Annotated in this window: 22 protein-coding genes; all 22 read right to left on the bottom strand. The window is 41.8% G+C overall.

Going from position 1 to position 20,110, the window contains the following annotated elements:
• Positions 1 to 317: 317 nt before the first annotated feature.
• The 22 genes from spo0A to spoIIIAA all read right to left on the bottom strand — a co-directional run bounded on the left by spo0A (position 318) and on the right by spoIIIAA (position 20,086).
• Positions 318 to 1,121, bottom strand: a complete 804-nt coding sequence (gene spo0A, locus M2369_RS02485; RefSeq protein WP_008342226.1) for a sporulation transcription factor Spo0A — start codon at positions 1,119 to 1,121, stop codon at positions 318 to 320.
• Between the two features lie 283 nt (positions 1,122 to 1,404).
• Entirely contained in the window at positions 1,405 to 2,682 is a 1,278-nt protein-coding gene (spoIVB, locus tag M2369_RS02480; RefSeq protein ID WP_007501161.1) for a SpoIVB peptidase, read from the bottom strand.
• Positions 2,683 to 2,880: 198 nt separating this feature from the next.
• Positions 2,881 to 4,614, bottom strand: a complete 1,734-nt coding sequence (gene recN, locus M2369_RS02475) for a DNA repair protein RecN (RefSeq protein ID WP_008342224.1) — start codon at positions 4,612 to 4,614, stop codon at positions 2,881 to 2,883.
• A 34-nt stretch (positions 4,615 to 4,648) separates the two neighbouring features.
• Complete coding sequence (gene ahrC, locus M2369_RS02470; RefSeq protein WP_007501163.1) at positions 4,649 to 5,098, bottom strand: transcriptional regulator AhrC/ArgR; 450 nt, start codon at positions 5,096 to 5,098, stop codon at positions 4,649 to 4,651.
• A 367-nt stretch (positions 5,099 to 5,465) separates the two neighbouring features.
• Positions 5,466 to 6,320, bottom strand: a complete 855-nt coding sequence (locus M2369_RS02465) for a TlyA family RNA methyltransferase (RefSeq protein WP_259253356.1) — start codon at positions 6,318 to 6,320, stop codon at positions 5,466 to 5,468.
• Positions 6,317 to 8,218: a 1-deoxy-D-xylulose-5-phosphate synthase gene (gene dxs, locus M2369_RS02460; RefSeq protein ID WP_007501165.1), complete on the bottom strand. Its 1,902-nt coding sequence runs from the start codon at positions 8,216 to 8,218 to the stop codon at positions 6,317 to 6,319. The genes M2369_RS02465 and dxs overlap by 4 nt, the downstream gene beginning before the upstream one ends.
• A 151-nt stretch (positions 8,219 to 8,369) precedes the next feature.
• A complete protein-coding gene (locus M2369_RS02455) occupies positions 8,370 to 9,266 on the bottom strand; it encodes a polyprenyl synthetase family protein (RefSeq protein ID WP_396126096.1) in 897 nt (298 codons plus the stop codon).
• Entirely contained in the window at positions 9,250 to 9,510 is a 261-nt protein-coding gene (locus tag M2369_RS02450) for an exodeoxyribonuclease VII small subunit (RefSeq protein ID WP_003215880.1), read from the bottom strand. Before M2369_RS02450 ends, M2369_RS02455 begins: the two co-directional genes overlap by 17 nt.
• Positions 9,494 to 10,852 carry an exodeoxyribonuclease VII large subunit gene (xseA, locus tag M2369_RS02445; RefSeq protein ID WP_024718864.1) on the bottom strand — a complete coding sequence of 453 codons (1,359 nt, stop codon included), beginning with the start codon at positions 10,850 to 10,852 and terminating at the stop codon, positions 9,494 to 9,496. Before xseA ends, M2369_RS02450 begins: the two co-directional genes overlap by 17 nt.
• Before the next feature lie 70 nt (positions 10,853 to 10,922).
• Entirely contained in the window at positions 10,923 to 11,774 is an 852-nt protein-coding gene (gene folD, locus M2369_RS02440; RefSeq protein ID WP_007501171.1) for a bifunctional methylenetetrahydrofolate dehydrogenase/methenyltetrahydrofolate cyclohydrolase FolD, read from the bottom strand.
• Between the two features lie 11 nt (positions 11,775 to 11,785).
• Positions 11,786 to 12,181 carry a transcription antitermination factor NusB gene (gene nusB / locus M2369_RS02435; RefSeq protein WP_012010530.1) on the bottom strand — a complete coding sequence of 132 codons (396 nt, stop codon included), beginning with the start codon at positions 12,179 to 12,181 and terminating at the stop codon, positions 11,786 to 11,788.
• A gap of 209 nt (positions 12,182 to 12,390) precedes the next feature.
• Positions 12,391 to 12,798 (bottom strand): Asp23/Gls24 family envelope stress response protein, encoded by a 408-nt coding sequence (locus tag M2369_RS02430; protein ID WP_017357965.1) that lies wholly within the window; start codon positions 12,796 to 12,798, stop codon positions 12,391 to 12,393.
• 25 nt (positions 12,799 to 12,823) lie between these two features.
• Complete coding sequence (gene accC, locus M2369_RS02425) at positions 12,824 to 14,173, bottom strand: acetyl-CoA carboxylase biotin carboxylase subunit (RefSeq protein ID WP_024718863.1); 1,350 nt, start codon at positions 14,171 to 14,173, stop codon at positions 12,824 to 12,826.
• Between the two features lie 11 nt (positions 14,174 to 14,184).
• Entirely contained in the window at positions 14,185 to 14,667 is a 483-nt protein-coding gene (gene accB / locus M2369_RS02420) for an acetyl-CoA carboxylase biotin carboxyl carrier protein (RefSeq protein ID WP_041506969.1), read from the bottom strand.
• Between the two features lie 194 nt (positions 14,668 to 14,861).
• Complete coding sequence (locus M2369_RS02415) at positions 14,862 to 15,494, bottom strand: SpoIIIAH-like family protein (RefSeq protein WP_024718861.1); 633 nt, start codon at positions 15,492 to 15,494, stop codon at positions 14,862 to 14,864.
• On the bottom strand, positions 15,494 to 16,129 hold the full coding sequence (gene spoIIIAG, locus M2369_RS02410; RefSeq protein ID WP_370529232.1) for a stage III sporulation protein AG: 636 nt from the start codon (positions 16,127 to 16,129) through the stop codon (positions 15,494 to 15,496). Before spoIIIAG ends, M2369_RS02415 begins: the two co-directional genes overlap by 1 nt.
• A gap of 28 nt (positions 16,130 to 16,157) precedes the next feature.
• Positions 16,158 to 16,790 (bottom strand): stage III sporulation protein AF, encoded by a 633-nt coding sequence (gene spoIIIAF / locus M2369_RS02405; RefSeq protein WP_024718859.1) that lies wholly within the window; start codon positions 16,788 to 16,790, stop codon positions 16,158 to 16,160.
• Between the two features lie 14 nt (positions 16,791 to 16,804).
• Positions 16,805 to 17,998 carry a stage III sporulation protein AE gene (gene spoIIIAE, locus M2369_RS02400; RefSeq protein WP_396126094.1) on the bottom strand — a complete coding sequence of 398 codons (1,194 nt, stop codon included), beginning with the start codon at positions 17,996 to 17,998 and terminating at the stop codon, positions 16,805 to 16,807.
• Positions 17,999 to 18,017: 19 nt separating this feature from the next.
• Complete coding sequence (gene spoIIIAD / locus M2369_RS02395) at positions 18,018 to 18,431, bottom strand: stage III sporulation protein AD (protein WP_087978339.1); 414 nt, start codon at positions 18,429 to 18,431, stop codon at positions 18,018 to 18,020.
• Entirely contained in the window at positions 18,428 to 18,634 is a 207-nt protein-coding gene (gene spoIIIAC, locus M2369_RS02390; protein WP_003153142.1) for a stage III sporulation protein AC, read from the bottom strand. The genes spoIIIAD and spoIIIAC overlap by 4 nt, the downstream gene beginning before the upstream one ends.
• A gap of 19 nt (positions 18,635 to 18,653) precedes the next feature.
• Positions 18,654 to 19,169 carry a stage III sporulation protein SpoIIIAB gene (gene spoIIIAB, locus M2369_RS02385; RefSeq protein WP_259253350.1) on the bottom strand — a complete coding sequence of 172 codons (516 nt, stop codon included), beginning with the start codon at positions 19,167 to 19,169 and terminating at the stop codon, positions 18,654 to 18,656.
• Positions 19,163 to 20,086, bottom strand: coding sequence for a stage III sporulation protein AA (spoIIIAA, locus tag M2369_RS02380; RefSeq protein WP_019743012.1), 924 nt, complete (start codon positions 20,084 to 20,086; stop codon positions 19,163 to 19,165). The genes spoIIIAB and spoIIIAA overlap by 7 nt, the downstream gene beginning before the upstream one ends.
• Positions 20,087 to 20,110 lie beyond the last annotated feature (24 nt).

The raw sequence follows: 20,110 nt of genomic DNA, 5'->3' as shown, positions 1-20,110 counted from the left end.
AGGTCAATAGAAATAGAACTTTCGATCTCATTTACTTTATTTACTAATTACATAAGACCTTTTCCTCTCATCCTTTTTCTTACGAATGAGCGTTTTCTTCTTCTATAAGCCAATTGATTAGCGTAGCTGATTACCACTATTTTATGACCTAATCATTTCTTTCATGCTTTATTTTTCATTTTATTCTGAAAATAAAGCGACCCGTTTGTCCAATTTAAACATTAAAGATGATTTTATCAACATAACCATTTTTTAGCAATATTTTACGAAAATAAAAAAACGCCTCATTGAAGAAACGTTTTTTTATGGAAAGTGACTTAGCTTGCTCTATGCTCTAAACGCAGACGATCAGCCACCATGGCAATAAATTCGGAATTGGTCGGTTTGGCTTTTGACATGCTGACTGTGTAACCAAAGAGTGAGGAAATGGAGTCAATATTCCCTCTGCTCCAAGCCACTTCAATGGCATGACGAATCGCTCGTTCTACCCTGCTGGCTGTCGTGTTAAATTTCTTTGCAATGTCTGGGTACAATACTTTTGTAATACTGCCGAGTAGTTCAATATCATTGTACACCATTGAAATGGCTTCTCTTAAGTATAAATAGCCTTTAATATGAGCTGGCACGCCAATCTCATGAATAATCGTCGTAATGCTCGCATCTAAGTTCTTACGTTTCGGTTCAGGTTTGCTGCGAAGGACACTGTTTTGGATAGATGAAGATCGATGGCTGACTTGTGTGCCGTTTCCACTGACTTGACGAATATGACCTACGAGGTTTTCCATATCGAATGGTTTCAAAATGAAATAGGATGCGCCCAAATCGACTGCTTTTTTCGTTACGTCTTCTTGTCCGAAAGCCGTCAGCATTATGACACTTGGCTGTTTCGTCATTTCATTGTTTTCACGGAGGCGTTCCAGTACAGCAAGACCGTCTAAATGAGGCATGATAATATCTAAGAGGAGAACGTCGGGCTCTTTATCTTTAAATAATGTCAGACATTCCTGACCATTATACGCCACGCCAAGTACTTCCATATCTTCCTGTCCCTCAATATACTCTGTCAAAAGGCCAACAAGTTCTCGATTGTCATCAGCTACACACACTTTAATTTTCTCCACGTTCTTTCCTCCCCAATGTCGATTCCTTAGTCTTTTGCATTTCTCTTCTGAGTGTTCAATTCGACAAAACCATGCTATCCCCTTTAAAAAAGTTTAATTTTCCGAATAATAGAGCATTATCTAGCTTTTTCTACGTTTTTCTTAATGAATCGACGATTATTGCAATTTGACAACAAACTGTTTTCCATTTTGTCGAAAAATCTCTTTTTCCTTATTTTATAACATGATGGAAGAGAAAGAAAGGGTAGAAAAAAACTGCCGGAAGATTCGCGGCAGTTTTTCATCAGCTTGCTTTTTTGTTTTTTTGATAAAGATCAATTCCTGCTTCTGACAGCATCCATTCAATGTGTACGCCGTATCCGCTTGTCGGGTCATTGACGAACACGTGAGTGACCGCTCCAATGACTTTGCCATTTTGGATGATCGGACTTCCGCTCATTCCTTGAACGATCCCACCCGTTTTGCTTAATAAGCGTTCATCTGTTACTTTAAGCACCATTCCTTTTGTTGCCGGGAATTTTTGTGGTGTTGTGCTGACGATTTTAATATCAAATTTCTCTACTTTATCATGGTCCACAACCGTTAATATTTCGGCTGGACCTTCTTTTACTTCATTTGATAATGCGACTGGAAGTGGTTTGTCTGCTACATGATTTTCAAGTTTTTCGGTTAACGTACCAAATATACCGAATGGACTGTTACGTGAAATATCACCTATCGTTTTTCTTTCGGAAGAAAACCTGGCCAATTTTTCTCCAGGGTTGCCTCCTGTCCCTTTTTCAATGGATGTGACAGTTGATCTGACAATTTCACCATTGTCGACCACGATTGGTTTTTTTGTATCCATGTCAGAAATCACATGCCCAAGGGCGCCATATTTTTTAGAAGATGGTTCAAAGAAGGTCATCGTCCCGATCCCTGCTGCGGAATCACGAATATAAAGACCGATTCGATAAGTACCTTCACTTGCATCTTTAGCGGGTGTTAATGTCGTTTGAAAGGTTTTATGGTCTCTTTTTATGAGTAAATGAAGGGTTTCCCCCGTTTTTCCTGCTTTCTGAATAAATGGGGTGAGGTCGTTCATCTTCTCCATTTTCTGACCATTGATCTCAATGATCATATCCCCTGATTGAATGCCTGCAGCTTCACCTGGTGATTTTTTGCCGTCTGCTGTTGTGATTTGATGAAAACCGACAACGAGAACTCCGACAGAATGGAGTTTGACGCCAATGGATTGTCCTCCAGGAATGACTTTTAATTCGGGAAGAACATCGACTTTTGTTTTCTTAATAGGAAATCCTTTAAAATCATAAACAATTTCGGCTTTTCCCGCCTTTTGTCCCGTTACTTCAAGTTGATTCTTTTTCTCTGAAAGACTAAAGGCTGGTGAAGAAGCATTGGCTGACGCTTCAATGGATGTATCAATCGAATGCTTCTCGTGTTCAAATACTGCGACAGTTGTTGGAATGCTGATATATTCCTTCACTATGCTCATAAACCCTGTACTTATTAAAGAAACAAGGAGAATCACACCAATGGCTTTTCTCATCTTTTCGGGCATTCATTTTTCACTCTCCTCGCTCCTTACCCACACCAGAACATTAATGTTTTGGCTACATCTTTACTTTTGCCTTCTTAGCGAGGATTTATAACCGACACCTTTAGAAAATGATTGGATAAATTGATAAAAGAAAAAGACGATTTCATGCGTATATACAGTGATTATGAGACAATATAAAAAAGGCAGCTGTTGTTTCAGCTACCCTGTCGTTTTGACATCATTTGCTTGGTGCAGTAATTCTTTTGCATGCTGTTTTGTGAGCTCAGTGACTTCTACACCAGCAATCATTCGGCCAATTTCACTCACTTTTTCATCATCACTGAGTGGTTTGACGTTCGTCATTGTTCTACCAGCTTTAGCGCGTTTAGAAATAAAAAGATGTGTATCAGCCATTGCTGCAACTTGCGGCAGATGGGTAATACAGAGTACTTGTGAGCCTGCTGCTACTTTATAAATTTTTTCAGCAATGGCTTGTGCGACTCTGCCGCTAACACCCGTATCCACTTCATCAAATATAATGGACGTCACTTCTTGTTTCGCTGAGAAAATACTTTTCACTGCCAGCATGACACGTGAAATTTCTCCTCCAGATGCTACTTTTGACAAAGATTTCATCGGTTCACCCGGATTTGTAGAAATGACAAATTGCGCTTGATCTATGCCATTTTTCCCGAGCTGTACGGGTTTTCCATCTAAAAGCGGGCAGTCCGTACTGCCAAAAGGTGCATATCGAATCGTAAAAGCGGTATCAAAAGAAGACTTCTCCATATATAAATCCTTCAATTCAGCTTGAATGTGCTTCGCCAGTTTTTTCGCCCATTTTTTACGGAGCTCTGACACGTTAAGCGCTTCAAGCAATGCATCCCGGCTTATCGCATCAAGTTTGTTTTTAAGTGTCTGCAAATGGCTGTCTCGATTTTGGATTTGGTCTATCTCCTCTTCAATCTTAGCCGCATATTCTAAAATTTCCTCAACGGTTGTGCCGTACTTTCGCTTCAGCTGCTTCATCTCATTTAGCCTAGACTCAATAAAATCAAGACGGGCTGGGTCAAATTCTAATTGATCAAGCATGCTGCGCATTTGAAAAGTAGAATCTTCTAATAAATAATAGGAGTTTGACACTTGCTCAGAGAGCTTTTTCAGATCGTCATTGATCTCAGAAACTTGCTCAAGCTCGCTTGAAGCCATCCCAACCCAATCAAGTCCTCCCTGCTCATTACGCAGAGCATTATACGCGTTTTGAAGCGAGGAAAAGATTTTTTCAAAATTGCTGATTTGATGACGTTCCTCTTGAAGCTTCTCATCTTCCCCAGGCTCTAATTGTGCCGCTTCAATCTCTTCCAGCTGAAATTGCAATAAGTCTAACCGGTGAACCATTTCTTGTTCATTTTCAGACAGCTGTTTGAGTTTTTGCGCCGTCTTCATATATTGATCATACGCTTCTTGATACTGCGAGAGAGCAGGTGCAATTTCTTCTGCTCCAAATTGATCAAGCAAATGCAAATGATTTTCATCCTCCATTAACAGCTGATTATCGTGCTGTCCATGTATATCAAGCAAAAGCCGGCCAACTTCTCTTAAAAGCGAGATGGTGACAAGCTTACCATTAATGCGGCAAATGCTTTTCCCGCTTTGATTGATATCACGGCGAAGAATCATCATTTCATCAGATGCATCAATGCCTTGCTCCTCACAAAGGGCAAATACAGGATGATCTGCTGGTACAAGAAAAAGACCTTCCAGCTCTGCTTTTTTTTCGCCATAACGGACAAATTCGGATGATCCTCTTCCCCCTACGAGAAGTGAGACAGCGTCAATCATGATTGATTTTCCGGCACCTGTTTCCCCTGTTAGAACTGTGAGTCCTTTTTCAAACGAAACCGTTAACTCCTCAATGATTGCAAAGTTTTTAATGGTTAGTTCTGCTAACACTCATTTGACACCTCTTTTTGTAAACCTGATCTCTTTATAGAAGCTCTAAAATTTTGGACGAAACGGTATCCGTATCATCTGGCGTGCGGCAAATGATTAAGATGGTATCATCCCCACAAATGGTTCCCATAATTTCTTCCCAATCTAAATTATCCATTAAAGCACCGATGGCTTGAGCGTTCCCAGGCATTGTTTTTAAAACGATTAAATGACTGGCAGCATCCATTTTAATAAATGCGTCCATTAAGGAACGCTTTAATTTCGATAGCGGGTTAAACCGCTGATCTGCAGGAAGGCTGTATTTATATGTTCCGTTATTTGTTGGCACTTTGACTAAATGCAGTTCTTTGATATCTCTTGATACGGTCGCCTGTGTGATGTTATATCCATCCGCTTTCAAAATATCGACTAATTCGTCTTGTGTTTCGATTTCTTGGCTTGCGATAATTTCTCTAATCTTAATATGTCTTTGACCTTTGTTCATTTTGACCCCCCTAGGCGTTAGAATCTCAGTTTGTCTTTACGTTCTATGTTATATGATGCACACTTCAAAAAACAAGCATTACGTGAGAAACGGTCAATTCTGATCTTTTGACCATGTAAAAAGGAATAATAGCGAGCGATTATTCCGTTCAGCATGTAGACAAACCCTCGCATTCTTTGTCAGTCCTGCGCTCTGGTGCTCACGAATCCCAAATTCGCTCCGCGCCAGTACTCGTCCTTCCTAGGGCTGCAAAGGTTTTCTATCACGCTGAAAAGAAGACAAAGGGCTAAAATCAAGTTCATTTTAGCCCTTTGTCAACAATCTAAAAGGAATAATAGCGAGCTATTATTCCTTTTGTTTCAATAATTCATGTGTCAGCCGGCTCAGGACTGTTTTTCTTTTCTTTCAATATGGCATGGGCTTCTTTGACGACTTTTTCAAGTTCAGATACTGGAAGTGCCGTATTCTCTTCTTGATCGGGATGCAGGACCAAGTGGAGGAGAAATTCGATATTTCCATCTCCGCCTGTAATCGGTGAAAACGAAACATCCTTTACATCATAGCCTTCTTTTGCAGCAAATTGATTCATTTCTTCTAGCACACCAAGATGTACAGAAGGTTCTCGCACAATGCCTTTTTTTCCAACAAGCTCTCTGCCCGCTTCAAACTGCGGCTTCACTAGCGCAATACAGTCGCCGCCTGGGATAAGAATATGCTTTAGTGCGGGAAGAATGAGTTTGAGCGAGATAAATGATACATCAATAGATGCAACCTCTGGTAATCCTTCGGTGAAATCTGCCGGAACAGAATGGCGGAAGTTGGTGCGTTCCATGACGATCACCCGATCATCCTGTCGTAATTTCCACGCAAGCTGATTGTAACCAACATCCACAGCATAGGATTTGACTGCTCCATTTTGGAGTGCGCAATCTATAAATCCCCCTGTTGATGAGCCGATATCAATTAAAAGCTTTCCTTCAACGGTTAAATCAAATTCCTGAAGTGCCTTTTCGAGCTTTAGCCCACCTCGGCTGACATATTTCAGCGGATTCCCCTTCACAGTCAGCGGGGTATCACGAGCGATTTTTTCTCCTGGCTTATCCAAACGGTTTTCATTTGAGTAAACGATCCCTGCCATAATGGCGCGTTTTGCTTTCTCTCTCGTTTCCATTAGTCCTTGTTCGACTAATAAAACGTCAAGTCGTTCTTTCTTTGATGTCATGATCCAATTCCTTTTCTTGGTGCTGCGGGAAGCAGGTCACGCAATGTTTCAGCAACCTGTGTTTTCGTCAGTCCAATTTCCTCAAGTAGCGCATCGACACTTCCATGCTCAATAAATTCATCTGGAATGCCCATACGTTCTACTTTGATATGAGATGCTTTCTTATCGTGTATATATTCTAAAACGCTGCTGCCAAATCCACCCTGAAGCACCGCTTCTTCTATTGTTAAAATTGGCAAACCTTCAGACAGTATCTCATTTAACATGCCTTCATCAAGAGGCTTAATGAAACGTGCATTGACAACACGGATTGATTTACCTTCTTTTTGCAGTTCTTCTGCTGCCTGCAGCGCCATTTTAATGGTTGTACCGAATGTTAAAATGACAGCATCTTTCCCGGGACGAAGAACTTCCCAAGAACCAATTGGAATGGTTTTCAGCTGTTCATCCATTTTGACGCCTAGTCCATTTCCACGCGGGAAGCGCATGGCGATTGGACCATCATCATATTGAATGGCTGTGTTGACCATATGCTGTCCCTCATTTTCATCCTTTGGCATCATGAGAACCATATTCGGCATATGACGCATGAAAGCAATGTCAAACACACCTTGATGTGTTTCTCCATCTGCACCGACAAGACCTGCACGGTCAATTCCAATGAACACATTGAGATTTTGACGGCAAATATCATGCAGCACTTGATCATAGGCTCTTTGAAGGAACGTTGAATAAATCGCTAAAAATGGCTTCATGTCCTGTGTAGCAAGTCCAGCTGCCATTGTTGCAGCGTGCTGCTCTGCAATTCCAACATCAAACATTCGCTCAGGGAATTCTTTTGCAAATCCTTCAAGCTTTGAGCCAACGGGCATTGCAGGTGTAATCGCGACAATCCGCTCATCTTCCCGTGCCAGCTTTCTGACGGTTTCACTGACGAGACCACTCCACGACGGTGCAGCTGCTGTCGGCTTTACAAAGTCACCTGTGTCGATTTTGTATGGGCCTGTTCCGTGCCATGTGCCGATCTTATCAGATTCGGCCGGCTTATAGCCTTTTCCTTTTTTCGTGATGACATGAAGGAGAACCGGGCCTTTTGTTTTCTTTGCGTATTCAAGATTCTCAAACAAATCTTCATAGGAATGTCCATCTACTGGTCCTAAGTAAGTAAAGCCCATTTCCTCAAAGAACATACCAGAGACAAGCAAATATTTCAGACTGTCCTTGATACGTTCTGCTGTTGCAGCAAGCTTCCCGCCTACTGCTGGGATACGCTTGAATAAGTATTCAAGCTCGTCCTTTACCCATTGGTATTTACCAGCTGTACGTAGTCTGCCAAGCATTGTATGGATCGCACCAACGTTTGGCGCAATACTCATTTCATTGTCGTTTAAGATCACAATCATGTCTTTTTTTTCATCCCCGATATGGTTCAGTGCTTCTAACGCCATACCGCCGGTTAGTGCACCATCGCCGATAATCGGGAGAATGTATTCATCTGTTCCTTTAATGTCACGCGCTGCCGCCATTCCCATTGCACCAGATAATGAGGTTGAACTGTGTCCAGTCTCCCAAACATCATGTTCACTTTCATTTCGTTTAGGGAAACCGCAGAGCCCTTTATATTGACGAAGCGTATCAAACTCGGCGCCTCTTCCAGTTAACAGCTTGTGAACGTAAGACTGATGTCCAACATCCCAAAGAAATTTGTCTTTCGGGCTGTCAAATACTTTGTGAAGTGCAACAGTAAGTTCAACGACACCAAGGTTTGGACCAATGTGCCCACCAGAGTTCGCTAACGACTCAATTAAAAACGTGCGAATGTCCGCACTCAGCTCCTCTAATTCTGCATTTGACATTCCTTTTAGAAACGTTGGATTTTTTATTGATAAAAGATCCAATCAGGATCAACTCGCTTTCAACAAAATTTCTATCTACATATATAATGCCTTATTCCTATGAAAACCAATTCAGGAATAAGAGTTGTCTCATCATGATAAACTGTTTACAGTTTACCACAATTGCTCGAGGACCCTCAAATCTAGGCTGTTTTTAGTGATCTCGTGAGGCAATCAGATCGCATAAATCATGCAGCAAGTTTTGCTCCAACTCAAGATTTGAGACAATTTCTTTCGCACGAGTGATATGTTCATCCAGCTTTTCTTTTGCTCCTGAAAGCGTTAATAAAGAAGGATATGTCGACTTTTCATTTGCTGTATCGGAGCCGATCCGCTTTCCTATTTTCTCTTCGCTGCCTTCAAGATCTAAAATATCATCACGGATTTGAAAAGCAATGCCAATATGATAGCTGAATTCTCTCAGCTTTTCGATCTCATCATCAGATGCACCTGCCAGTATCGCACCAGCAACCACACTAAAGGTGAGTAGCTTTCCTGTTTTGCGGGCATGAATCGATTCTAATTCAGAAAGAGAGATTTGTTTCTGTTCTGCTTCCATATCATCAAATTGCCCGCCAACCATTCCGAATGCACCTGCTGATGTAACAAGTTCATCGATGATTCGAAGCTTTTGATCAGCAGGTACATCGTCAGATAATTGCGATGTGATCAGACGGAAGCTTTCAGTGAGCAGCGCATCACCTGCAAGAACGGCTGTTGCCTCGCCGTATACTTTATGGTTGGTCGGTTTTCCTCGGCGCAGATCATCATCATCCATACAAGGAAGATCATCATGTATCAAGGAATACGTATGAATCATTTCCACTGCACAGCCTACTGGTATACCGTCTTCTTCCCCTTTTCCATACGCATTTAAAAGAGCAAGAACAAGCACAGGACGTAGTCTTTTTCCACCAGCTTTCAGAGAATAAAGCATAGAAGATTTCAGGTCTTCTGGAATAGACAATTCCTGCACATATGTAAATAAATAGTCTTCAATTGCTTGTTTTCGTGTTGTTAAAAATTCGTTTAAGTTACTTGTCACCAGCATCTGCCTCCTTCACAGAAAAAGGAGCCAGTTCACCGTCCTCTTTTAAAATGAAATCCATTTGCTTTTCAACATGCTGTAATTTTTCATGGCAAAGTTTTGAGAGCGTCATACCCTCTTGGAAATAGTGGATAGCTTGTTCTAGCGGTACATCGCCTTCTTCGAGCTTTCCCACAATCTCTTCAAGTCCTTTCATGGCCTCTTCAAATGTCATTTGTTCTTCTTTTTGTTTATTTGATTCTGTCATGATGATTGCCCTCCTTCTCAATAACCTCACAAATCAGACGTCCATCCTTCATTGTAATCGTCAGTTGATCCTTCGTTTCTACTTGATTCACACTTTTAATGAGCTCATCTTCTTTATAAGCTAAACTATAGCCTCTTTCCATGACTTGAAGCGGATTTAATGCATTTAGTTTACCAAGAACCGATTGGAACTGCGAATGAATTGTTTTCATTTGCACATTCATGCTCCGAACGAGCTGTTCTGTTTCATTGGCGTGACGTTTTTTCGCTTGAAGCAGCTGCTCTTTTGGATGAAGCGGCTTCAGTCTATATGTTTGGCGGTCAAGTTGACTGCGTTTTTGTTCCATTTGTCTTGTCAGCTGTTTTTGAAAACGATCAAATACCATATCGAATTGCTGCTCTTTTTGCTCTTGTAATCGTTTTGGAAATCGGAAAGCATAAGAGGATTGAAGTGCCACAAGACGGTCTTTTGCTTGTGACGTTCGATTTTTTACTGCTCTTGTTAACCGAATGTCGATTGATTTGATTCGTTCAATTAAATCAGCGGTGCTTGGAACAGCTAGTTCTGCTGCTCCTGTTGGTGTGGGTGCTCTCATGTCTGCAGTGAAATCACTAATGGTAAAGTCTGTTTCGTGCCCAACTGCAGAAATGATTGGAATGTCTGATGCGAAGATCGCTCTTGCGACTGCTTCTTCATTAAAGGCCCAAAGTTCTTCAATCGATCCTCCGCCTCTCCCGACAATCAAGACATCACAAAGCTGTTTTTCATTGGCTTCTTTAATCCGTTCCACAATCGAACGCGGAGCATTTTCTCCTTGGACTAATGCCGGAAGCACAATGATCTTGGCCTGCTGATAGCGCCGATTGATCGTGGTAATGACATCTCGAACAGCTGCTCCTGTTGGGGATGTAATGACACCAACAACCTCTGGATATTCAGGAATTGTTTTTTTATAGCGCTCATCAAATAAGCCTTCACTTGCTAGTTTCTTCTTCAGCTCTTCATAGGCAAGATGAAGAGCACCAACACCATCAGGCTGCATTTCTTTTGCATATAATTGATAGCTTCCGCTCGGTTCGTAGACTTGAATTCCGCCACGTACGAACACTTTCATTCCGCTCTTTGGTGAAAAAGGCAGCTTGGACGCGGAGCGCTGGAACATGACAGCTTGCATACGTGCATTTTCGTCCTTTAAGGTGAAATAAACATGACCTCTTGAATGAATCTTCACATTTGATAACTCACCTTTGATCCAAATATCTTCTAAATGAGGGTCAACATCAAATTTTCTTTTTATGTATTTTGTAAGGGCTGTGACCGTCACAAAGGCTTTTTCACTCATGACGTATTCCTCCTCTTCAAAAACGCACATTCATCCACCGGCAGCACGCAGGTGGATGAATGGATCAAGCTTATGATAATGTACGTTTTGCTGATTTAACCGTATTGTGTGCAAGCATCGTAATTGTCATTGGACCCACTCCGCCAGGGACTGGTGTGATGTAAGAAGCTTTTTCTTTTGCTGCTTCAAAGTCAACGTCCCCTACAAGTTTCCCTGTTTCTAGACGATTGACTCCTACATCGATGACAATAGCGCCTTCTTTAATTTGGTCAGCTTTAATAAAGTTTGCTCGACCGACGGCAACAACTAAAATGTCCGCTTTTAACGTATGTTCTGAAATGTTCGCCGTTCTTGAATGACAGTAGGTGACGGTTGCATTTTCGTTTAATAGCAATTGTCCAACTGGTTTGCCGACGATATTGCTTCGTCCTACAACGACCACTTCTTTGCCAGAGAGATCCACACCTGTTTTGTTCAATAATTCAACAATACCTGCTGGTGTGCAAGGGAGGAATGTGTCTTCCCCAAGTAGCATTTTCCCGATATTCAGCGGATGAAAACCATCTACGTCTTTCTCTGGTGAAATTCGTTCAATGACGGCTTTTTCAGAAATATGTTTTGGCAGTGGAAGCTGAACAAGAATTCCGTGGAATTGATCATTCGCATTGTACTGATCAATCATCTTTAGCAATTCCTCTTCTGTTAAAGAAGCATCTAAATGATCAAGCTGGAAATGCATGCCCATGGCTTCTGCTGCTTTTTTCTTCCCGCGTACGTAAGAAAGTGAAGCCGGATCATCACCGATTAGAATAACGGCAAGACCAGGTGTGACTCCTTTTTGTTTTAGCTCTTCTACTTCTTTTGCTAATTGTTCACGCTTTTCTTTTGCTGTTTCTTTCCCATCGATGATTGTTGCTGTCATGTCGAATCCTCCTATTGCTGCTTTAGGTCGTTTTTAATGTTTGAAAGTACACCATTTACAAATTTCGGCGCCTTATCGTCACCGAACAATTTAGCCAGTTCAATGGCTTCATTCATTGAAACACTCACCGGGATATCTTCTTGATATACCATTTCGTACACAGACAGCCTTAAAATGGCTCTGTCTACGTTCGCAATACGATCAAGTTTCCAATTCACAAGATGCTGTGAAATCATGTCATCGAGCTTGTCCTTTTGTTCGAGCACACCGAAAACCAGTTCCTCGAAAAAAGGATCTGATTCTTGTTCATCCAGCGCATGTGTAATGGCCTCTTTCGGATCAATATTGCTGACATCAATTTGAAATAATGTTTGTAGCGCCTTTTCTCTTGCAGTTCTTCTTTTCATTATTTACTCCTTTAACCACTTTATCCGCTTGTCGTTAAGCCATACAGAGATCATAACATATTTTGACCGCAGTCGCACCAAGATCCATGCGAGCTGTGACGAAAAACGAATCACTCCATGCGTGACGTAATCATCATGTGGAATTTTCCCAAAAATGGGCTTTAAAAAACCAAAGAGGCAATGCCTCCTTGGTTTCACTTCAACCCTTTTTACATTTCTTGATCAACTTCAGCTTCAGCTGTTTTTGTATCAAATTGAATGCCAACGACATGAATGTTGATTTCATTAATCGTTAAGGCCGTCATGTTTAAAAGGGTTTGACGGATATTTTCTTGAACAGCAGTGGATACCTTTGGAATGGATAGGCCAAATTCAACCACACAATACACATCAATTGTGATGCCTTCATCAGAGACATCTACTTTCACACCTTTACGGTGATTTTTCTTCCCAAAGCGTTCTGCCACATCAGCAGCGAAGTTGCCGCGCATTTCCGCAATTCCTTCGACCTCTGATGCAGCGATCCCAGCAATGACTTCAATCACTTCTGGCGCAATTTGCACTTTTCCCAATTGATCTTCATCAAGGTTCATTTCAAGCAAATTGTTTTCTGACACGATCATTCACCTCCGAAAGCTGTTATTATTTCATAATTTGATACGTTTCTAAAAACTTCGTATTAAAATTACCGCTCACAAATGTTTCGTGCTCTAGTAATCTGAGGTGGAATGGAATCGTTGTGTAGACTCCTTCAATGACGAATTCTTGAAGCGCACGTTTCATTCTTGCAATTGCTTCTTCTCTCGTTTTACCATATGTGATCACTTTCGCAATCATACTATCGTAATATGGCGGAATCACATAACCAGGATAAGCGGCAGAATCAATACGTACTCCTAAACCGCCTGGCGGGAGGTACATTTTAATTTCACCAGCAGAAGGCATGAAGTTTTTCTCAGGGTTCTCTGCATTAATACGACATTCAATCGCCCAGCCTTCGTATACGACATCCTCTTGCGTAAGGGAAAGCTTTTCACCTGAAGCTACTTTGATCTGTTCTTTGATCAAATCAACACCAGTGACCATTTCCGTTACAGGATGCTCTACTTGGATACGTGTATTCATTTCCATGAAGTAAAACTTCTCTTCATTATAATCGTAAATGAATTCAACCGTTCCAGCACCTGTGTATTCAACAGCTTCGGCTGCTTTTACGGCAGCTTCACCCATTTGCTCACGAATATCTGCATTTAGTGCAGGTGATGGCGTTTCTTCCAGAAGCTTTTGCATTCTTCTTTGGATAGAACAATCACGTTCACCTAAGTGAATGGTATTCCCATGCTGATCAGCAAGGACTTGAATTTCAACGTGTCTAAAGTCTTCAATGAATTTCTCCAAATAGACACCTGGGTTCCCGAAGTTTTGTGCTGCTTCCTGCTGCGTAATGGTGACACCGTTAATGAGCTCTTCTTCTGTGCGAGCCACACGGATACCTTTACCACCGCCGCCTGCAGTTGCTTTAATAATGACAGGATACCCAATACTAGCTGCTGTTGAAACAGCATCATCAAGATCTTTTACAATTCCTTGAGAACCAGGGACAATTGGAACTCCAGCTTGCTTCATTGTTTCTCTTGCCACATCTTTCGTTCCCATTTTGGAAATTGCTGACGCAGTTGGTCCAACAAAGATGACATTACATTCCTCGCAAAGCTCTGCAAAGTCTGCATTTTCAGCAAGGAAACCATATCCTGGATGGATGGCATCTGTACCTGTTAGCTTTGCCACACTGACAATATTTGTCACATTTAAATAACTATCTTTTGAAGCAGTCGGTCCGATGCAATATGCTTCATCAGCCATTTGAACATGCAGCGCATCACGATCTGCTTCAGAAAATACCGCAACTGTTTCAATTCCAAGCTCTTTACAAGCACGGATGATTCTAACTGCGATTTCTCCTCTGTTTGCAATTAATAGCTTTTTAATCATGATCGTACTCCTTACTCTGCTTTCACTAGAAAGAGGGGTTGTCCGAATTCTACAAGCTGACCGTTTTCAGCTAATACTTCGACGATTTCGCCTTTTACTTCTGCTTCGATTTCATTAAACAGTTTCATCGCTTCAACGATACATACAACTGAGTTTTCCTTCACTTTAGAACCTGTTGTCACATATGGATCTGCTTCTGGTGAAGAAGAAGCGTAAAATGTGCCAACCATTGGGGATGTGATTTTATGCAGGTTTTCAGACGCAGTTTCCTCTTGTGCAGGGGCTTCGGTCTGAGCTGGAGCTTGTGCTTTAGGAGCTTGTTGAGCTGGAGCTGCTTGGACAGGAGCCACTGGTGCTTGTGCCGCAACTTGCTGAACGACTTCTTTATTTTTCTTTAACTTGATTTTTGCACCTTCATTTTCGTACGTAAATTCATCAATTGTTGATTCGTCAATTAATTTAATTAGTTCATGAATCTCTTCAATTTTTAACATGGATTTGCACCCCTATGTATGGATTTATCTTTTTTTATAGGCTAGTACTAAAAGTACATACTATAACCATCTTACAGGAGGATTTCGTTGAATTCAACTATTAATGTGATGAGACACCTCGCGCAAGCACCTGAAAAAGGGCGTCAACCCGCATGAAAAAACGCCCTTTTCAGAAAAGGGCGCTTGTGCATTTTTTATTGATTCGATGGCTCAAAAGTGACGGCTACGTTATCAAGCCCTCTCATTTCTTTTGTGACCAAATCAATAATATCTGCTGCTTGGGACTTTGATTTTTTATCAGAACGAACCGTGATGTTCACTTTATCTCCTTCTGCACTGACGAGCGCATCTTTATACCCTTTTGTTTTGATTAATGTCTCCAGCTGACGCTCTGTTCCTTCGGCCTCACTAAGCGCTGTCATTTGATCATAAGCTTCACTTTTTTCTTGCGCTGTTGCATCATCGCTAGACACGATTTCGTTATACTCTTCACGCTGCTTGCTGCGCTTATCTTCAAGTTCAAGTCTGTAGGTTGTGAAAAGTTCATCGTCGGTCTGCTCTGAAACAGCCTTTCCTTCTTCTCCACTTGTTTCAACATCTTCTTGTTTCGCATTGGTTTCTTTGTCAGTTGATTTCTCTTCTGCGTTCTTTTCGGTTCCTTTATCAGTCCCTTTTTCTGGCTCAGCCTTTTTCTCTTCCATTCCTTTTGATTTTGTATCTTCTACTGTCACAGCATTCTCACCTTGTGGGGACATGATATAGTACACACTTAATACGACAACTAAACTTAGCATCGTTAATAGCCAAACCGTTTGTTTTTTTAACATCATTCCGAATCCTCCTTGATTTTTTTAGGGGCAACAGCCACTCTATGGCTCGGTACATCAAGCACTCGTGTAACCGCTTCAATGATGGTTTTCTTTATTTGAACGTTGTCTACTCCTTGAGCAACAACGAGGACACCTCGAATGTCTGGCTTTTTCGTTTGGACAACAACAGGTGTTTCTTCATTGCCATTTTTAATAATGACAACCTCTTCTTCTTTTGTTTGATCCGTGACACTTCGCACGCCGCCTTCTTTGTCTGTTTCCTCGGTCGTAGTGCTTTTATTGGATTTGTTTTTTTCAAACACTTTTAAAGAAGTTGCGTCTACATTTACCACGATGGAAACATCCTCAACACCAATGATCGTTTCTAAAATCTCTTTCAGCTGATTTTCGTATTCTTGTTCAACATCCTCTATCGAGTTGTTTGACTTACCTGAAGAGGATGGTTTGAACACCGCCTGCTCTTCTGAGGATGTTTTTTTAGACGCAGGAACAGCAGCCTCTTGTTTGCTTGATGGCGGTGACAGAATTTGACTGACTAACATGAATGACACGCCGATGATGAAGACAAGCAGTAAGTAATGGTGCTTCGTTAATTTTGGTTTCCCTTCACCTTTTTCAGGTGCTTGGAACATTGATTTCAGTTTTTGTCTCCAGTCCTTGTTATTCATGATCTGCTGCGTCACCTCCCTCAATGTTGAGCGCAATGTGTTCAGGCCGTGTATTCCATACATCTGCAAGCGTCTCTTTCACCCTCGCCATCTCTTTTGCTGACGTCTCGGCGCTTTCCTCCTTTTGCCTGGAGAGATCAATGTCGACCTTTGCCACCGTTTCTACAGCATCACCTGTGAGCGGGACAAGGACTGCTTTGATGCGAAATTGATCTGCCTCCATATTCTGATCAAGGTGCTCCTCATCTGCCAACACTTCTACGTGTTTCATTTCATAGCTCTCCTTCTCCAGTGGCTCCTTTGCGCTTTTTTCTAGTTGGACAGCCATTTGCTTTAAAATATATGCACGCTGTGAAGCTTGTATTTCTTTTTTTTCTAAATTCATCTGATTTTTTATTTCTTCTGATTGCGCTTGGTCCTTCCCTTTCATGATTTCTGAGAAAATTTGGTCCGGATCTGCCCGGAATAACGCAAAGATCGGATTGAGCATCACGACAATTAACAATAAGCTCACGACCATTTTTGCATACTTCTGCATGCTTGAATTGGGAAGCAAAAGATCAATCACAATCGCAAATAAAATAAATAGGATAATACTTGTGATCCATTCTGTGAGAAAACTCAAATGGTCTCCCCTCCTTACTTCATCATCATGGTGAGGTTGCCAGCTGTGATGATAACGGTCATGCTTAAAAAGAACATAAGCGATACAACAGCTAATGCAGCAAATATATAAAGAACACTTTTTGAAATGACATCAAGGCAGCTAATAATCGGCCCGCCCCCTAAGGGCTGAAGAATCGCAGCGGCCAGTTTATAAATCAGAGCGAGCGACAGCACTTTAATCGCTGGGAAAGCCGCAATTGAAATCAAAATGGCGACGCCTACAAGGCCAACCGTATTTTTCAGCAGCACAGAGGCGCTGATAACGGTATCTGTCGCATCAGTAAACATTCTGCCAAGGACAGGGATGAAATTTCCGGTAATAAACTTGGCTGTGCGAAGAGCGATTCCATCAGTGATAGCAGCAGATGCCCCCTGTACAGAAATGACGCCGAGGAATACAGTTAAAAAAACAGCGAGCCCGCCAATGGCCACATTTCTTAACAGCTGGGCAAGCTGGGTCACTTTGTATTGTTCGGTCAATGTACTGACTATGCTCAAGATCGCTGATAAAAAGATGAGCGGAAGAACGACATATTGAATAAAAACACCGCTCGTGTTCATTAAAAACAAAATCACAGGATGAAAGAATCCGGCTGAGACAAGCCCGCCTGATGAGGCAATAAGTGCTAATAAAAGAGGAATAAGAGCAAGAATAAAACTAGTCATCGTTTGAATGGCTTCTGTTGCATAAGAGATCGCAACATGAAAACTGTTTAATGCAATAATAATAAGCACCATATAAACAAGAGCGTATGCAACTTTACTAACAGTGCTTTGTTCAAACGCATTTTGCAAAAGCTGTAAAAGCGAACAAAAGATGGTGAGTAATATAAGTGTGCCTAAGAGCTTTCCATTGGCAATCAGCTCATGAAACAGATAATGAACAAAAGCCTTCAGCCACGTTTGGGGAGACAGCTCTTTATCGCCATCGATCATTTCCTTCACTGTACCTTTTTGACTTTCAGGCAGAAAGCCGCCATACTCGTCCAATATCGTTTCCCAAAAATCACTGATAGAATGAAGCTCTAAGGCATCAGACTGTCCACCCGCAACTTCTTCTGCGACCGGTTCTTCACTTGATAAAGGCACACTTTCTTCTGCACCTGCATACGGAACGATCATCCACAAGAACATCATAAACCCCAGCACAGCTGTCACCCGTTTCATCATCATCACCTCTTTTCCATCAAGTCATGGATGGGATCATACCTAGGATCGTCTCAATGATGACCGTTAAAATCGGTACCGCCATGACCAAAATAAGAATCTTGCCGCCAAGCTCTATTTTTGAAGCGATGGCGCCTTGTCCAGCATCCTTTGTGAGCTGGGCACCAAATTCTGCAATATAGGCAATGCCAATGATTTTCAAAATGGTTTCAACGTATTTCATATTGACGCCTGCACTTGCTGCAATTTTTTCAATCATGGAGATAATGGCATAGATTTGATCGATTAAATAAAGGAAAATGACACACCCAGTAAACACAACAAGCATAAAGGCGAAGGTTGGCTTTTGTTCTTTGACGATTAATGCTAGAAAAGTAGCGATTAAACCAAGTCCAACAATTTGAATAATTTCGATTTGTAAGCCCTCCCCTATCCTTGAAATAGAAATACGGCTTTAATCTTCTTAAACAAATCATCCACAATGGTAGCAACCATAAATAAAATGTAGATAAATCCAAGCAGTGTGACCCACTGTGCGTACTCTTTTTTCCCCATTTGATCTAAAATCGTATGGAGAAAAGCCACGACGATACCCACTCCCGCAATTTGGAAAATGACGTTTACATCAACGCCCATGCTCTCGACTCCCTTCCTCTCACATCAATAACAGAATCAGTAGTAACCCACTTAAAAAACCAAGACTTCTCACCATTTTTTCATTTTTCGCTTGGGCAACTTCAGCTTCTTTTTCCTCTGATTCCAAATGGCCTAAAGCTAGCTTGATATATTTTTGCTGAGCCGTCACATCATGCTGACCAAGGGTTTCTCCAAAGTGCTTCAGCGCCTCATATTCGCCTTTTTTTAATACGGTTTTTTTCCATACATCCTCTAGACTTTCACTCCATGCATGCCTCGCAGAAAAGGTTCCGACGCTGAGTTTTTCTGCAAATTGTTCAAATAGCCGATTCACAGGCGGTCCTACTTGGGACGCAATTTGGTCAGCGGCTCTAGCTAAAGGTGTTTGACCATACATAATTTCAGCTTCAAGAGATTGGAGTGCAAACCGGAGCTGGCGGATTTGCTTTGGCCGATCACTGTACCGCTTCGCAAACTCGAATCCTCCCCATGTCGTAGCCGCAACAATGAAAATAGCACCAATAAGCTTTAACATACGTCCACTCCCCGCCTCCGCTTCAGCTCTTGTCCCTCTTGGTCAAATATCCGTCCGATCGTGCCAGGCCCTTTTTCTCTATTTAATTCCACATATCGATCAAACACACGAAGCTGCCATAACGGTTCAAATGATGGCCGTTTAGATAAGTCTTCAAGAGAATACCCATGAGCTGAGACGATAATGGTGACTCCCGCATGGATTGCTTCTAACAGTGCCTGTACATCTTCACTTTTTCCGATTTCATCGACAATGATGACTTCTGGGCTCATGGATCTGATCATCATCATTAACCCTTCAGCCTTTGGGCACGCATCAAGTACATCAATCCGGTGCCCAAAAGAATGCTGCGGCACTCCTCTTATACAACCTGCGATTTCAGAGCGTTCATCTACAATCCCTGTTTTTCTAGGAGAAATGGCTGTTGTTCCTGTACTGACAAGACGTGCTAGATCACGCAGCAAAGTCGTTTTCCCGGTTTGCGGCGGACCTATAATCAGTGTGTTACACCAATGTTTTTCATATAAATAAGGGAGAAACGGCAGAGCAATTCCGATCTTCTCTTTTGCGATGCGAATATTAAATGAAGAAATATCTCTTAAGCCTTTGACGAATCCATTTTCGACGATGACCTTTCCAGCAAGCCCAACCCGATGTCCGCCAGATATGGTGATATAGCCCTGTTTTAACTCTTCCTCAAGTGTGTACATGCTGTAATTACTGAGCCTGCCTAATAGCTGAGCCGCATCTTCACCTGTTGTATGATAGGAAAGAAAGCGGGGTTTTCCTCCTTGCATCAGCTCAATTGGGCGATCGGTGCGAATGCGGATTTCTTCTATTTGCGCCCACTCTGCTTCTTTTAACATGCTGAGTTCTTGTCCAATTGAGTGCGGGAGAATATCCAACAAACTCCGCAACGAATTCCCCTCCTTTTTTTCTTC

The sequence above is a fragment of the Bacillus sp. JUb11 genome, assembly GCF_024807925.1.
GTDB lineage: Bacteria > Bacillota > Bacilli > Bacillales > Bacillaceae > Bacillus > Bacillus altitudinis.
Note: the sequence above shows the minus strand (reverse complement) of the source record. Positions and strands in the feature narration are given on the sequence as shown.

What these genes read in the sequence shown, in the direction of transcription:
- accB (WP_041506969.1), bottom strand. Translation starts at nt 14,667, where the DNA reads ATGTTAAAAATTGAAGAGATTCATGAACTAATTAAATTAATTGACGAA.
- M2369_RS02465 (WP_259253356.1), bottom strand. Translation starts at nt 6,320, where the DNA reads ATGACATCAAAGAAAGAACGACTTGACGTTTTATTAGTCGAACAAGGA.
- spoIIIAG (WP_370529232.1), bottom strand. Translation starts at nt 16,129, where the DNA reads ATGTTCCAAGCACCTGAAAAAGGTGAAGGGAAACCAAAATTAACGAAG.
- spoIIIAB (WP_259253350.1), bottom strand. Translation starts at nt 19,169, where the DNA reads ATGTTAAAGCTTATTGGTGCTATTTTCATTGTTGCGGCTACGACATGG.
- spoIIIAC (WP_003153142.1), bottom strand. Translation starts at nt 18,634, where the DNA reads ATGGGCGTTGATGTAAACGTCATTTTCCAAATTGCGGGAGTGGGTATC.
- accC (WP_024718863.1), bottom strand. Translation starts at nt 14,173, where the DNA reads ATGATTAAAAAGCTATTAATTGCAAACAGAGGAGAAATCGCAGTTAGA.
- M2369_RS02415 (WP_024718861.1), bottom strand. Translation starts at nt 15,494, where the DNA reads ATGTTAAAAAAACAAACGGTTTGGCTATTAACGATGCTAAGTTTAGTT.
- M2369_RS02450 (WP_003215880.1), bottom strand. Translation starts at nt 9,510, where the DNA reads ATGACAGAATCAAATAAACAAAAAGAAGAACAAATGACATTTGAAGAG.
- ahrC (WP_007501163.1), bottom strand. Translation starts at nt 5,098, where the DNA reads ATGAACAAAGGTCAAAGACATATTAAGATTAGAGAAATTATCGCAAGC.
- spoIIIAE (WP_396126094.1), bottom strand. Translation starts at nt 17,998, where the DNA reads ATGAAACGGGTGACAGCTGTGCTGGGGTTTATGATGTTCTTGTGGATG.
- nusB (WP_012010530.1), bottom strand. Translation starts at nt 12,181, where the DNA reads ATGAAAAGAAGAACTGCAAGAGAAAAGGCGCTACAAACATTATTTCAA.
- xseA (WP_024718864.1), bottom strand. Translation starts at nt 10,852, where the DNA reads ATGAGTGAAAAAGCCTTTGTGACGGTCACAGCCCTTACAAAATACATA.
- M2369_RS02455 (WP_396126096.1), bottom strand. Translation starts at nt 9,266, where the DNA reads ATGCTGGTGACAAGTAACTTAAACGAATTTTTAACAACACGAAAACAA.
- folD (WP_007501171.1), bottom strand. Translation starts at nt 11,774, where the DNA reads ATGACAGCAACAATCATCGATGGGAAAGAAACAGCAAAAGAAAAGCGT.
- spoIVB (WP_007501161.1), bottom strand. Translation starts at nt 2,682, where the DNA reads ATGCCCGAAAAGATGAGAAAAGCCATTGGTGTGATTCTCCTTGTTTCT.